We start from the raw sequence: 15,235 nt of genomic DNA, 5'->3' as shown, positions 1-15,235 counted from the left end.
AATTGATTAGTTAGTATAAATCTTATTTATTTAAATTGACTAAAAACAAATTAATTTAATATTGTTTTTTAATTCTAATTAGTTATTTGACAGCTTATTTTTTAGTCTATAAGATTGTAAATGAAAATCATTATCAACTATAGCGTGTTCGGATGAAAAAAATAACTGCAAAATTTAGTCTATTTAGTTTGTGCCTTATGAGCTGTTATAGTTCTATTGTTCTAGCTGAAAATAATATCAAAGATATCAAAGAAGATAGTGAAAAAGATAAATTGGACACAATCACTGTTATTGGTGAAGGGGTACAACGTAGTGAATTACAAACGAGTTCAAGTTTAAGTGTTATAATCAATAAGGATATCGAAAGACGTCCCGATCTTTACTCTTTAACAACTGTACTTAAACAAACTTCCAATATATTAGAAACCGGATTAGGCAATCAATTACCCACAATTCGAGGTGTTGAGGGCTCATCAGCTCATGGTGCAATATCTTTTTTAGCGGGTGCTCGCCCTAGAGTTAATGTACAAGTTGATGGTGATAATTCTAATTATAATGAATTAGCGTTCGCAACTAAATCGCTATGGGATATCGAGCAAGTCGAAGTTTATCGTGGGCCACAAAGTTATGCTCAAGGACGTAATTCTATTGCTGGTGCTATTGTTATGCAAAGTAATGATCCCATCAATAAATTTGAAGCGGCAGCAAAAACGGATTATGGTAATCAAAATAAACGTCAATTTGCTGCCATGTTGTCTGGTCCATTAGTTGATGAGCAATTACTCTTTCGTTTTACGGTTGATGATCAAGGTCGTAAATCTTATGAACATTTAGCAAATTATCATCCAGCAGGTGATTCAAGGAAATTTAAAGCCACCACAACTAAGGCTAAATTACTTTGGTTACCTTCAGCTATGCCAGATTTTTATAGCCGTTTAACCTTTAAACATGTAGATTCACGAAATCCTCAGGGTGAGTTTAAACCAACAACAGATTATGATACCTATCGCTCTGTATTCAAAATTCGGACTTCAAGCACAATTTGGGATGCAGGTTATCAATTCAATGATACATGGGAATTTGAAAATAAAGTTGTTTATTCAAATTATATTCATGACCGTTTTTCTCTGCCCTCTGGAGCACCATCAAGAGTTGAGGGGCATAAATGGCAAGTTCAGCCAATTTTAAGATACAACAATGGTACATACAAAGGTTTATTGGGTCTATTTTATTTTCAGTCACCACAAGATGACAGTATTTTATTAGGAGTCCGCAATCGTTATCATGATGTTACTAAAACTAAAGCGGTTTTAGGGGAGTTTACCTTTAGACCAATTGAAGTTATCGAAGTTAATCTATCCGCTCGTTATGAGCAAGAAAAACATACCCGCAAAGGTGGTAGCTTATTTCTTTTAAATTATGATAATAAAACAAATGTTTTCTTACCGAAATTTGATATTGCTTATCTAATCAGTGATGACCAGCGTATTGGCGCTAAAATTGCTCGTGGTTATAATCCAGGAGGGGCTGGAATTACATTTACATATCCTTTTTCCACATACAGTTATGGTACTGAATATCTTTGGAACTATGAACTTTATCACCGCTGGCTTTCAGACGATAAACGTTTAAAAATTAATACTAATATTTTCTATAACGACTATAAAGATATGCAAATTGAGTATTCTCATCCACTCGGTATCACTATTGCTAATGCCGATAAAGCTATAACTTATGGTGCAGAATTTAATATTGAGTGGCAAGCAACACAAAATTTAAATTTAACCACCAGTTTGGGCTTACTTAAAACCAAAATAAAAAAATACAGTGATAGTAAAAGTTATAACGGTAATAAGTTAACACGTGCTCCTGGTTATACATTTAACTTAGGCGGTTATTATAACCTACCATATGGATTGGAAACCGGATTAAATGCATCGTTTGTAGATAGTTACTTTACTGATGCATCAAATAATAAGACATCTAAAATTGATAGTTATTATCAAGCAAATGCTTATTTAGCTTATAACTTCAAACAAGGTCGAATTATGCTTTATGCTGATAATGTTTTCAATTCTCATGACAAAATAAGTCTTATGTCCTCATCTTCTCGTTATAGTACTTATCAGCAACCACGACAAGTAGGTATTTCTGCGCAAATAAACTATTGATAAATTAGTTAAATATTATATTTAAGAAAGATTTAAGTTTGTTTTAGTTTAACAAAACAGATTGTTTTAAATTTACCAAATCATGGGTGGTAATGGGTTATTAAAATATTTTTTTACTATTAAATAATTATATTAATAAATATGTTAGGAACACAAAGTTAGTACTTCAAAAGGAAAAATGAATAAATGAATGACAAAGCAACAATTAAATTGCCCAAAAATGTTTGGTTATTATTTGTAAGCCTTTATATTACAGAATATGTGGGTACTGGTTTTTTGACCATCGCCTTAGCATTAATCTTAAGGAAAGATGGCATGGAGTTAAACCAATTAAGTCTGATTCCTTTAATGATGTTACCAATAGGGTTGAAAATTTTATGGGCACCTATTGTTGATAAATATTTAAAAAGACGATTATCTCATTATCGTAATTGGTTAATCATCTCTTTAACCTTTATGTTAATTTGTCTGATGAATATCGCTTTCCTAGATCCTATTAAACAATTTTACATCATTCTACCCATTGTCTTTATTTTTTCGATAATGACAGCTACTCAAGAATTAGCCATATCCGGATTGGCCTGTAATATTTTTTTAGCCGAGCAGCGTTATCTTATTTCAAGTATCAAGACGAGTGGTTCAATGATCGGTAATATTTTAGGTGGCGGTGTGATATTGCTACTTTATGCTTATATTGGTTGGATGTGGTGCTTATTATTGATTACTGTTTTAGTGGGTTTTACATTAATTCAACTTTTCTTTTTTGAAGAGTACCGTTACAGCCAAAATCAGCCTATTGCCGAAAGTAATGATCCTCAATATTGGAAAAATCTGATTACCATTTGGAAAGGTAAAATAAATTGGTTAATTATCTTAATACTTATGCCGTTTAGTTTCCTCCCCGCTTATAATCTATTATCGCCAATACTTGTTGATGATGGTTGGTCGTTGCCAGATATTGCTATTTTATTAAAAGTATTTGGCTCAATTGTGAGCTTAGTGGCAGTTGTGTTAATTTCAAAAATCCTAAAACGTTTAACAAGAAAACAGAGTCTAGTCTATTCGTTGCTTTGTCATGCTTTTTGTTTACTATCATTTATACCGATTTCGTTAGGATATGTGAATGTATTTAGTGTCTATTTAGCCTGTTTTCTTTATTTCTTTAGTTTACCTTTAATGTCGATAGCGATTACTGCCATTATCATGGACAATTCGGATAGCTCACAGGCTCGTTCCACTGCTTGGAATGCCCAATTGGCACCAAGTTACTTTTGTGGATTTGCGGTAATATCATTAAGTTATTATCTTGCACAAAATTTTGGTTATTTTCCTGTTGTCATTGGTTCAATAGCACTTGCATTTTTCAATGGGGTTTATGCAAGTAAAGTGATAAAAAATTAAAATAATAATGAATTGTTTAATCATCATTTTTCAAAAAAGCCCCGACTAGCGGGGCAGATGATGTACCATTCCCTGTCTTTGTAACAACTTATATCCCTAAAACAGTTGCGTTTTATTTGCTCATTGGAAGTTAAACTGGCTGTTTTAATTGTTATCGAATCAAAACAGCCAATTAGACCGTTTACCGTCATGCCTAAGACGTTCATCAAAACCGCAGTATGTTCATAAGCCCCTGCTAGCTACTTGAATCTTATTAACCCACTAAATAACTCGTAGTATTGTTTAATGACTCTGTTAACTCGATTGGTTTTGATGCAATAATGATAATATAAGTTATCATTATTGTCAATAATATAAGTTATTGATTGAAAATTTAAGTTATGAAAAAAAGTTATCATTTGTAACCGAGTTAAGCGAAAATGTAGTATAAAAAAAGCCCATCTAAGGGCTTAATAAGCATCATCAGACATTAATGCCATGCGTTTTAGAGATAGAACCATAACAAGCTTAATGAATATAAATTAACATATAGATCTGTATGATGAATAGACCAATTAAATGAGTATTGATGATTGCCACCACACACGTCCTAAGATATTAATTTCATCTTGTGGGATAACTTCATCTTCATAATCAGGATTGTAACTTCTGATTTTGATTAGGTTATTGGGCAATCTTTCAAGTATTTTAATTCTTAGTAAACCAGCGTGATTAATAGCATAAATTTTACCATCGCGAATATTGGTATCAGCTTGGTCAATAGCAACCGTTGCTCCATCTTGGAAAACTGGCTCCATACTATCTCCATAAACAGTTAAACAGACCGTGCAGTTTTTATCAATACCATATCTACGCATGGTTGAACGCGACATGCGTAATTGATAACCATTGTAATCTTCAATATCATCAGCAAAACCATCTCCAGCAGATAATCTGACATCTTTATAAAATGGTACTTCAATTTCGTCATCGTTAAGTGGTGTTTTACTATCCCATTCATCCATCGTTCCCACTATTTTTGCATTAGACAAGTTTTTACCTATATCAGGTTTTCCAATTCCTTTCGTTAACCAAAGGAGATCAACGTTCAAAGCAGAAGCAATCTCAATAATTTTACGGGATGTGCTGGATTTACCAGAAATAAGTTTTTGAATGGCTGGTTGACTAATTTTTACCATTTCAGCAAGTTGATGCTGAGACATGCCTGATGCTTCTAAAGCCCAATTAATTCTATCAGTAAAGGTATTCATATCGTTATCTCATGGTTTTAGTGTTGTAAGTATATAATTTAAGTTATCACGCATCAAATAACAATAGTTATTGATTTATTCGATAATATTGGTTATAATTTGAAAACATAAGTTATCAAAAATAAGTTGCCGATTAGAAGATAACTTATAATTTCTTTTTCAACAATAACCAAAAAATAGCCGTGAAATTTAGTGAGCAATTTAAACGAATGTCTAAATGGTTTTTTGGGATATAAAGCAAATTAAATTCTTATAAGAAAAATAACTATAAAACCTATAGATAATAAAATAAAAGCATTAATTATAAGAGGTAACAATGAAAGAGACTAAAGAGATTTTAACAGCATGGAAAAATACTCGTGTACTTAAACGTATCGGAACTGAGTATCCTTCACAATCAGCTGTTGTTACTGGTGCTGCTAGAAGTTTTGATTATCGCCAATATCTGACAGAGGAAGAAGCAGAAATAGTGGATAAAGCTATTTTAAATTTAAAAGAATACAATCTTGTTCAATGGACTGTTTTAATGACTTACTATTTAAAAAATGTCTCATGTAATGCACAAGCTAAAGTTATAGGTAAACGTCCTCATGATATTATTAATATACTCAATCAAGCAGAAAGTTTTATTGGTGGTTACATTTACCCATTTTTCAAATAAGTTAGATCAAATGCAGAGCACCGCGCAAATTAGTAATATACAATAACTCTATAATACAATTTTATATTTAAATAAAGCCTAGCTAAAAATCGCTAGGCTTTGTTGTTTCTAGACAAATTTTAATTATCGCTAATATCTGACAAAAAAGAATGAAATAATCAATAATATTATTTTTAGACTAAAGTTTATTAACTTTGAATGGTGGGGTGTTTTAATTATTTATTATTTGAAAAATATTTTATTTGATGAATAAATAAAAACCATAAACAAATTTTTTCATAACAACATTTGAGTCTTTTATTAGTCTCGTTAGTTTAATTGACGATTAGATTTGGCTTGCTAAAGATAAATCATATTAACCTATTGACATTGCGCAAATTAGCATATATAATTACCCCATAATGCAATTTAATATGCATGCAAACAAAGCCCAACTAAAACTAGTTGGGCTTTTTTATTTCTAAAAAAATTATTTTTATTAAATTAGTTCTAGAAACCATAAAGTTAGTATTGATTAATATGTCTAAAACAATACTCAAAAGTTATCGATTCTTTTATTATAATTAACCCATTTCAATTTTATTGTGATTTTTCATAACAATCGTTTATAAATATTAATACTCATTGACGAATATAAACTTTTAAAATTTTAAATCTTATAAGTTGCAAAAATTAAAACCAAGAATGGTAATACAAGATTTATGTTTATTAATAAACTTTTCTATTTTTGAAAAATAACATGGCTGATTAATATTAAAATAATTTACTAATAAAATATAACTGAATTTCCAAATAATATAACTAATAAATTTATTAATGTTCATGATAACTCTAGAATAGTAATGAAAGATAAAACGTTCAATAAAGAATAAATGCTAAATACTACTAGTCAAACAAATCATTCATCGCATCATCAACCTTAATTAACAGCCTATTAATATAGAAATATAGTTTTCATATTAGTGGAATCTTAATTTATATTCTTTTTAACTATTAAAATTTAAATACATAAAAGGGTCAAATAGTATGCCAATAAAAGATCCAGACAACATAAATTGGACCGTTATCGTCTATTTATTTTTCATCACTTTTTTAGGCTCATTAGCCAGTTATTGTTACCATTTACTCAATGGTAATAAATTCTTTCTATGGACACTTATCGCTCAAATTTTTATATCTATTTTTGCTGGTGCTTTGGTTATCTTTATTGCAAGTTATTTTAATTGGGCATTTGAAGTAGCGGGAGGTATTGCTGGTTTAGCTGGTTGGTCAGGTGCTAATTTAATTAAAGTTCTTGAAGAAAAATTAATAAAACAAATTAATAATAAACAATAAATTATTAATTAAAATGTTTTACTAATACAAATTTATCCGCTAATAAATTTATATAAAAGTTGTCTTTAGAGTTATTAAAAAATGGTGTTTTTTAACATTACTTAAAAAGTCAATTTTAATCATTACTTATCTTTATATGAACCAATCTAAGTCTTTTTTAGTTTCCATTCATTATCAAAATAAACTTCTTATTTAACGAATCACTCAAAAATTATCAAACATAAGGAAAATAAATGAATATTAGTCAAGAAGGTATCGATCTGATAAAAAGCTTTGAAAGTCTAAAATTAGAAGCATATAAATGTCAAGCAGGTACATGGACTATTGGTTATGGTCATACTAAAAATGTTAAAGATAAAGACATAATCAGTAATTCTCAGGCTGATTGTTTTTTAGTACAAGATCTCTATTTTATTGAGCAGTCAATTAATCAATTGGTTAAAGTTGAACTGAATCAAAATCAATATGATGCATTATGCTCTTTTGTCTTTAATGTAGGTGTTTTAGCATTTAATCAATCGACATTGTTGGCAAAATTGAATATGGGTAATTATATTGGCGCTTCAAATGAGTTAGAACGTTGGAATAAAATTACGGTTGATGGCATCAAACAATCTTCTACTGGCCTGACAAATCGCAGAAAAGCAGAAAAGAACCTATTTAATAAATAATAATTAATAGGATAGAAAAAATGAATAAATTTATTGGCATTTTTATCTTTCTTTGGTTAGCGTTATTTTATAAGTATATCGAAGAAGTTCGTATCTCAAAAGAAAGACATGCTCAAGTACAAGAATTAACGAGTAAGCTTTTTCAACTTGAGCAAAAAAATATAATTGATAATCAAATTATTGCCAATAATGAACTAACAAAAAGAAATCTTGAAAACCAATCATTACAAATGCAGGAAAAACTCGATGATTTACTTAAAAATAACAATTGCGCTAATGAGTATGTTCCTGATGATATTGCTAACAGGTTGTACGAAAGAGCGAAAGGTATACGTCAATCAACCGATATCCGAAAATCTGTTAACTGATTGTCTACCATTATTACCGCCTAAACCATTAACATTTGCTGGTAGTATTAAATATAACGAGCATTTATTAAATGTTATTGAAAAATGCAATCAAGATAAACAATCCATTAGAGCTTTAAACAAGTCTATTTATTAAAATAGTTATACTATCTTGACCATTTTTAATAATTAATATTTTTCTGTGATGATATCACTATGTCAAATATGAATAAATGTTAAAACTTATTTCAGCATTCTTCACAAAGTAAATTAATCTAATCTAATTAATCAGTACAATTTCTTATCCCATAGAAACTGTAATTGAAGCCGAATAATCTCATTTTGGCTAATAATCTATTTAAATCTTTTTTTCTCAACAAAAGAGAGCCTAGTAACGAATTGTGCAATAACAATCTCGTTATCTACCCTATCGATAGAGCTGACTGAAATTTACCAATCAGTCAGCAATTTCGATTATTACCTTGAGTAATAACAGTAGTAAAACATTGCGCAATAAACTTTAGTTCAAAGTTAAACGCAAATATCTTTTTAATTTAAATTTTTTTAAAAATGGAGAAAGTTTATGTCAAATTCACAAAATTTAATTCAAAACAATACATTATTTTGCTTGGCTGATATTGAAAAATTGGTTAGTCTCGAAGCTTTTAAAATTTATAAGAAATACATTGAAAAAACAGGTGATACAAGTAATCAACAAAACGCCCGCCCACACAATTTAGCTTTAGCATTGTTAATTAATAAGTTAGTCTTAGAAGGGTTGCATCAAAAATGCACAGGCTTGTTTTATCTAGCATCACCTAAAAATAACTTTGAGCATATTAAGTATAGTATAATTGGTGAAAATGTTATAGATCGATATACAGATTATCCAACAGTTCGATATAACGGAACGAAGATTGAAAGTCGTGCAGATCTTTATGATCATCAAGAAATTGATGGTTCAAAAAATGATTTATGTTTGATGTTTATGATGTCAGAACCTTCTAAAGGTGGATTTGATTGGGGGGGCGAAGATGAAGTGAATCATATACATGCTTTTTCTTCTGCGGGTAATGCAGATTACTTCGAAAATGCTATATTTAAATGGAATAGTGGCTCTCGTTATTCAGCTGTAGCAAAATCTGAAGATACACAAGCTCCTATCGGAGTTTATGTTATTCATGTTAATGGAACTTCATTACAATACCATCATGGTGCCGTTAATTTAACTAAGCAGGTTGCGCAGTCATATGCTAAATTCTGTCCATCATTATTAAATTACAAAACAATAAAGAATCCAGGTAATGGTACAATGAAAATGTATGCTACATTTAGTAATGGTAGAATTGGGGGAGATGCTTTAACTTCAGCTGAAATTAATAAGATTCAACAAATTTTTACCGAATTTGAAGCGTTCCTATAATTAGTTAATTCATTTTAAATTTAAAAGCCCAAAATTATTATGGGCTTTTTTCTTACAGACAAATAGTTAAAAATATTTTAACCTATTTAATTGATTGAAAATATGACAAATAAATTTTTATGTATTGTTTGGGCTATATAAAAATAGAGTCAAAAAATTTATTTTTATGACGTTTTATAAATGTCTCTTGAGAATATCCACAATAGCTTATATCAGCTTATCCACCACACATTTAACCAATTAATATTAGTGATTGTTGTTGGATATATTAGACAATTATTACGAATTCTTTAAAAGAGCAATTCTAATCATTAAGTGAGCCAAATTTTAAGGAAATATACTCATATCTATATTTAATAGTTAAATATTAAGTGAATTATCGTATTAATTATTTTTAAGTAGGTATAGTTTATAATTTAGTTATATTTAATAAAAATGGATGATTATAATAATTTTCTCCCTTTTTCTCAAAGCAAGCATGACCAATCAAAATTCTAAGAGTTTTCATTTTTAAATTAGAAGTATCTACATTTTTTGAAAAATAATTTATATACATCAAAGCACCGTCAACCTAACAGCTTTAAAAATATAAAAGAGTACGAATATAGTACAGGTAAATGGTATCTTCATTTTTGTAAAAAGTAATAACAAATCTGATTTAATTATTTAGCTGTATTTTTTATAGGAAAACAAAGGTAAAAATAATATGACAAATGTAAATGAAACATTGAACGATTTTTCAGATCAAACAAACTGTAACCCACAAAATTTTTATGATGTAAAAGAGGATGGTCATTATATCTGTTATGGTAACGGTGATTATGTTTTAAAAATTGACAAAGACGGTAATTTTCATTTTACCAATAAAGAACCCTCTTTATTTACAGATACTCAAAATAGTGGTTTTTCAATTATTGATAGGTTAGGTAATGTTGTATTTAGAATTGATGAAAAAGGATTTACGGAATTTAAAATCAATCGTCAATTTGCTGCTAGATTGAAAGTAATTTTAAATCAATTATAACAATATACACTTTCAACACTAATTTCTAATAAAAATAATTTAAAACTTTAAAAGCAAATCATATAGTTGTGTCTACTATTCATTTTAGTTTTCTCAAATCTGAAATTTCATTAAAAGTAAAACAGGTTTATTTGCTTGTTTTTTATAACATATTTTGTGTAATTGGATAACTATATTTTGCTTTTTTATATATAACAAAGGACAAATAGCAATTATGGTAAATTTAAACGATTCATTGGATGACTTATTGAATCCTGAAAAGTTAATTCCAGAAAATTTTTATAATTCTAAAGATAGTAATAATTATGCGTTGAAAATAGATAAAGAAAACTATGCTCAATTTGTTAATAAAACAACTTTTTCATTTAATAATATTCAAAATGATGGCTTCACTATTGCTGATGAACAAGGCAATGTTTCTTTTAAAATTGATAAGGATGGTAATACGGAATTTAATATTGATCGATTGTTTGCTGCTAAGTTGAAAACATTAATTTATCCAATTGATTCAGGGCTTGCTGATATTAATCATATTATAGCTTATGGTCAATCATTAGCGGAAGGATCTAACTCCGTACCACTACTTACTAAAACTTCATTTTCTGAATATGCCAAAATGTTTAATCATGGCATTCGAACTCGTTATGCTGTCTATAATAAATATCAATCATTAGTAAATCATATTGAATCACAAAATGAAGTTAATTATGAGTCACCATCTGCTGGTACTGCAGATATGTTTATTCGTGAGATTAAACTAGGTAATTTTAAAAATAAAGTGATTCTTTCTTCAAATTGTGCTCATGGTGGTATGTCAATATTTAATTTGTCTAAAGGCTCAAATGACTATAATAATATTATCAATGATGTCGAGAATGGTAAACGAATTGCAGATGAACAAGGTAAATCATACAGATTAATTGCAATAACCTACACTCAAGGTGAAGCCGATTATAAATGTGGTGTAAATAGCTATAAAGCTGCTCTTAGAAAATTACGGGCAGATTTAATTGAAAAAATTGAAAATATTACTGGCGATGACTATTCTAATCTGCCTTTTATTACCTATCAAATTTCATCTTCGTTTAATGCCTATGGTGGTGCCGCACCTTATCCTGATGTTGCTTTAGCACAATTAGAGTTAGCTCTTGAACAGGATAGTGGATTTTATCTAGCAACACCAATATATCAGTTAAAATATCAAGATATATGGCACATAGATGGACCTAGTTCTAAATTACTAGGCGCATATTACGGGTATGTTCTAAATAAAATAATGTCGGGTGAAGACTGGCGGCCATTACATCCAATTTCCCACACCATAAGCGGCAATGTTTTAAATCTGAAATTTAATAAAACAGGGTTGACTTTTGCATGGCCTGAAAATTTATCAAGGAATAAATATTTAAAAAACAGAGGGTTTTCTATAAAAAACTCATCAGGTGAGGATATTATTCAAAATGTTGAACTACTCAACAACAGTAATAATTGTAATACGCTTAAAATCACTTGCAAAGAAAGCCCAGCTAATCTTTTAATTAATTATGGTTTTTCAAATATTGACGGAAGAAATGCTGGTGAGTTACGAGATAATAATAACGTCGTTTATAGTATAGATGGGAAAGATTACTATTTATATAGTTGGTGTGTCATTTTTCAATATTATTTAGGTTAATAGCTAAATTAATTCATTATGACTTATTACTAGAATTAAGAATGGTAAGTCAAACAAGTCTTTTAATAAACAAAAAATTATGGAGATTTTTTATGTCAGGTTTAGCAATTAAAGTTGCAAATGTCGATTGGAGTAAAAATAATTTAGGTGCTGTTAATTATGGTAGTGATAATAATGGTAATATTAATACAATTAGCACTGTAACTGAAAAAGCCTATGCAATTTATAAGGATTATATCACAAAATCAGAGAGACAAGACAGTCAATGTCTATTATTACTCATTAATGATTTAGTAAAGGAAGGATTAGATCAAAAGTGTAAAGGATTATTTTATCTTTCATCAAAACATCAAAACATTAATCACATCAAGTATAGTGTGATAGGAAATAATAATTTAGACTCTTACGCTGATCCAGAGATATCAGTTAATGGGATTAAAGCTAATAATAACGTTTCTTTATACGATCATTATGAGTATGATATGAAGAATGTTGATTCGAATCTATGTCTAGTTTTCCTTATGTCTCAAGCTTCAACTAGAGGGCTTGAATGGGGTGGAGAAGATACTTCAGATTATGTACATTCATTCGCTTCTGCTGGAGATGCTGATTGGCATGACGGAGTTATATTTAGATGGGGTAAGAAAGATAATACTATCAGTAAAGGTCAAGATAATCAAAAAAATGATGGAGTCTATGTTATTCATATTAATAAAGATTTATTAGTATATAAACATAAAACACTCACAATAACTAAAAAACTCTCACAACAATCCACAGCTAAGTTTTGTCCTCGTTTGATGGGTTATAGAACAATACAAGATAATTCTAGAGGAACAATGAAATTGTATGCGACATTCAGTCGTGAAGATTTAACTACTACAGATGTAAATAAAATTCATGAAATTTTCACAAAATATGAACGTTTACTATAAAAAGTAAATTAACTTCCAACATTGAAAGTCCATAGTTGATATGGGCTTTTTTATCACTTAATTCTCTTTTAATGATTTACCTATCTAAAATCCTCCCATCTTCCCTCATTTTAATTCCTTTCAAATATACTGAATTTTAGTTTTTATAAAAATAATTATATTGTTTATAAACAAACTACAGTTTTATTGCTATAAATTCATTTCTCTATAATTTAACTCTATAATAAATATTAATTAAAAAGTGATTCATTTTGCCATTTAAATTTATTTTTTATAAATCATCAATTACATAAAGAATAATTCTATCCATTTTTTTTATAATATTAGTTAAAATTTCAATCGTACAATTATTTATTAATTTCTTTAAATAATGATTGTTTTTTATAATGTTATTATTCTTAGTATTAGAGAAAACATATTATAATCAAATTTTAGTTCTGGTTTTAAAAGTTTATTTTTGCAATACGAATTAAGGCAAAATATGGGTCTAAGTTGAAATTGTAAGGATGATGCGGTATTGAAAAGTTTTTTTCATACGTTAAAAGAACATATTATTCATCATAGTAATATAAAATAAAGGCATTAGCCGATAAAGTATAATTTGAATATATTGAAATCTATAATAATCGTATTCGTCGTTATTCAGTTAATGGCTGGATATCGTCGTTGCAATATGAAAAACAGTATCATTTAAACAACATTATAGAGGTGAGTACTGTTTAGTAGTTTTGCTAGAACCATCCATTTGCATTTGTCCCTGATATACAGTGCGTTTTTAATAACGAAACAGTATAGACTCCGGAATATTTTTTACAGAATTTATTGTTTTAAAATCATATTGTTATATTTATCTAAATTTAATTATTTAATATTCCCTATATTCTATTCATTCTCTTAGTAATCGTTTTAAAAATATTTTTTACTGTTGTACTGACAGTTATTTGTGTCAAAAAGTTTCAGGTCATGGCTATATATGAGTAAAAATGATTTTTTAGTTACAAATCTTAGTAAAAATTCTGTGCAAAATACTCAATAAAAAATCTGCAAAAGCCAAATTCTACTAATCCTTTTTTGATCATGTTTAGGCGACAATTTGTTATCTATATTTTGATGATATTATTATTAATATCAGTCAGTTATCTATCTAACTTAAATTTAAAAATTTTTTTAAAAAAAGGTTGCAAAATACCCTAAACAGTGTATTTTATATTCTTTTTTAGATTATTTTTAAATCTGACTGATTTTAACTCCTTACTGACTATTGGCAATTTTTATAATAATAATTAACCGGTCAGATAAAAATAATAATAAATAGTTCAATAAAACAAAGTTGTATTTGCTATATACATGAAATATATCGAGGATAACATGGATAAAGGATTAACCAATTTGGTGGATCAATTGGGTAATGGTTTAAGTCGTGGTTTAAAGAATGGTTTGGTTAATGGAGTCGGTCACAATCGCTATACGTTAAATATTGATGGTTTGCCTGCTGAGGTTTCAATCTTACAAGTCGAGGGTAATGAGCAACTTAACCAGCCTTGGCATTACACGATTAATTTCACCAGCTCGGATAAACAACTTTCTGTTGAGTCATTTCTTAACCAAAATGCCCGTTTGAGTTTTAATCCTGCTAATTCTGGCAGTTTAAGCGACTTTGCAACTCAAGGACTTAATGCACTTAATTCCTTAACTTCGGCTAATCCATTAGATGCATTAAAACAGTCTGAGCCATTAAAACAGTTAGATAAACTTAAACAATCTAATCCACTTAATTCTTTAACCCAATTTAATCCGCTTAATCCGTTAAATTCACTATTATCTCAAGGTGGCTCACGCACTCTTTATGGTGTGATTACCCAGTTCAGTCAATTATCAGTCAGTAATGATGAAGCCCGTTATCAGGTTGTCTTATCCTCGCAATTAGCCAAACTATCATTAAGTCATAGCTGTGCTATTTTTCAGAATCAAAGCGTTATCAGCGTCGTTGAAGAGGTCTTGCGTGGTCATGGTTATACCGGGATTGATTATCGTTTAGCACTTAAAGAGCAATACCCGGAGCGTGAATTTATTACCCAGTGGCAGGAGAGTGACCTTGAGTTTATTCAAAGACTGCTTGCTGATGTGGGGGTCTATTTTCGGTTTGAAACCCATGGTGAACATAATTGCGATGTGATGGTCATCAGTGATTATGAGCAAGGTTATCAGCAGGTGGCTGATATTGTGTATAAACAACCGAGTGGCACACTGGATAATGGCGTTGAAAGTGTCTGGGATATAACCTTACACAGTCAGATGGTGGAATCTTCGGTACAAGTACAGGATTATAACTACCGCGATGC

Annotated in this window: 12 protein-coding genes; 11 read left to right on the top strand and 1 reads right to left on the bottom strand. The window is 29.3% G+C overall.

All coding sequences use genetic code 11. The features are described from left to right. The first annotated feature begins 152 nt into the window (after positions 1-152). Together H3S88_RS00060 and H3S88_RS00055 are read left to right on the top strand one after the other, a co-directional pair. A complete protein-coding gene (locus tag H3S88_RS00060; protein WP_198226578.1) occupies positions 153-2,171 on the top strand; it encodes a TonB-dependent receptor in 2,019 nt (672 codons plus the stop codon). A gap of 186 nt (positions 2,172-2,357) precedes the next feature. Continuing rightward, entirely contained in the window at positions 2,358-3,572 is a 1,215-nt protein-coding gene (locus H3S88_RS00055; protein ID WP_198226580.1) for an MFS transporter, read from the top strand. A 554-nt stretch (positions 3,573-4,126) separates the two neighbouring features. On the opposite strand, the gene H3S88_RS00050 is transcribed toward H3S88_RS00055, so the two are convergent. Continuing rightward, complete coding sequence (locus tag H3S88_RS00050) at positions 4,127-4,822, bottom strand: helix-turn-helix transcriptional regulator (RefSeq protein WP_198226582.1); 696 nt, start codon at positions 4,820-4,822, stop codon at positions 4,127-4,129. A gap of 316 nt (positions 4,823-5,138) precedes the next feature. Between H3S88_RS00050 and H3S88_RS00045 the strand changes: the two genes are divergently transcribed. The 9 genes from H3S88_RS00045 to H3S88_RS00005 form a co-directional block, all read left to right on the top strand. Next, positions 5,139-5,483 carry an antiterminator Q family protein gene (locus tag H3S88_RS00045; RefSeq protein ID WP_086327768.1) on the top strand — a complete coding sequence of 115 codons (345 nt, stop codon included), beginning with the start codon at positions 5,139-5,141 and terminating at the stop codon, positions 5,481-5,483. 1,026 nt (positions 5,484-6,509) lie between these two features. Beyond that, positions 6,510-6,818 carry a phage holin family protein gene (locus H3S88_RS00040; RefSeq protein ID WP_198226584.1) on the top strand — a complete coding sequence of 103 codons (309 nt, stop codon included), beginning with the start codon at positions 6,510-6,512 and terminating at the stop codon, positions 6,816-6,818. Positions 6,819-7,051: 233 nt separating this feature from the next. Beyond that, positions 7,052-7,489, top strand: a complete 438-nt coding sequence (locus tag H3S88_RS00035; protein WP_198226586.1) for a lysozyme — start codon at positions 7,052-7,054, stop codon at positions 7,487-7,489. Between the two features lie 20 nt (positions 7,490-7,509). Further along, positions 7,510-7,857 (top strand): DUF2570 domain-containing protein, encoded by a 348-nt coding sequence (locus H3S88_RS00030; protein ID WP_144093075.1) that lies wholly within the window; start codon positions 7,510-7,512, stop codon positions 7,855-7,857. Between the two features lie 562 nt (positions 7,858-8,419). Beyond that, positions 8,420-9,259 carry a hypothetical protein gene (locus H3S88_RS00025; protein ID WP_198226588.1) on the top strand — a complete coding sequence of 280 codons (840 nt, stop codon included), beginning with the start codon at positions 8,420-8,422 and terminating at the stop codon, positions 9,257-9,259. Positions 9,260-9,965: 706 nt separating this feature from the next. Beyond that, complete coding sequence (locus H3S88_RS00020) at positions 9,966-10,283, top strand: hypothetical protein (RefSeq protein ID WP_086336721.1); 318 nt, start codon at positions 9,966-9,968, stop codon at positions 10,281-10,283. A 214-nt stretch (positions 10,284-10,497) separates the two neighbouring features. Then, on the top strand, positions 10,498-11,958 hold the full coding sequence (locus H3S88_RS00015) for a sialate O-acetylesterase (protein WP_198226590.1): 1,461 nt from the start codon (positions 10,498-10,500) through the stop codon (positions 11,956-11,958). Positions 11,959-12,050: 92 nt separating this feature from the next. Beyond that, a complete protein-coding gene (locus H3S88_RS00010; RefSeq protein ID WP_198226592.1) occupies positions 12,051-12,893 on the top strand; it encodes a hypothetical protein in 843 nt (280 codons plus the stop codon). A gap of 1,368 nt (positions 12,894-14,261) precedes the next feature. After that, positions 14,262-15,235, top strand: a 974-nt coding sequence (locus H3S88_RS00005; protein ID WP_198237255.1) for a type VI secretion system Vgr family protein, incomplete at its 3' end; no start/stop codon positions are given.

It is taken from the genome of Gilliamella sp. B14448G11, assembly GCF_016101765.1.
GTDB lineage: Bacteria > Pseudomonadota > Gammaproteobacteria > Enterobacterales > Orbaceae > Gilliamella > Gilliamella apicola_N.
This window is presented reverse-complemented; position numbering and strand designations above follow the sequence as displayed.

Coding starts and splice junctions, on each gene's coding strand:
- H3S88_RS00060 (WP_198226578.1), top strand. CDS start 153: ATGAAAAAAATAACTGCAAAATTTAGTCTATTTAGTTTGTGCCTTATG.
- H3S88_RS00055 (WP_198226580.1), top strand. CDS start 2,358: ATGAATGACAAAGCAACAATTAAATTGCCCAAAAATGTTTGGTTATTA.
- H3S88_RS00050 (WP_198226582.1), bottom strand. CDS start 4,822: ATGAATACCTTTACTGATAGAATTAATTGGGCTTTAGAAGCATCAGGC.
- H3S88_RS00045 (WP_086327768.1), top strand. CDS start 5,139: ATGAAAGAGACTAAAGAGATTTTAACAGCATGGAAAAATACTCGTGTA.
- H3S88_RS00040 (WP_198226584.1), top strand. CDS start 6,510: ATGCCAATAAAAGATCCAGACAACATAAATTGGACCGTTATCGTCTAT.
- H3S88_RS00035 (WP_198226586.1), top strand. CDS start 7,052: ATGAATATTAGTCAAGAAGGTATCGATCTGATAAAAAGCTTTGAAAGT.
- H3S88_RS00030 (WP_144093075.1), top strand. CDS start 7,510: ATGAATAAATTTATTGGCATTTTTATCTTTCTTTGGTTAGCGTTATTT.
- H3S88_RS00025 (WP_198226588.1), top strand. CDS start 8,420: ATGTCAAATTCACAAAATTTAATTCAAAACAATACATTATTTTGCTTG.
- H3S88_RS00020 (WP_086336721.1), top strand. CDS start 9,966: ATGACAAATGTAAATGAAACATTGAACGATTTTTCAGATCAAACAAAC.
- H3S88_RS00015 (WP_198226590.1), top strand. CDS start 10,498: ATGGTAAATTTAAACGATTCATTGGATGACTTATTGAATCCTGAAAAG.
- H3S88_RS00010 (WP_198226592.1), top strand. CDS start 12,051: ATGTCAGGTTTAGCAATTAAAGTTGCAAATGTCGATTGGAGTAAAAAT.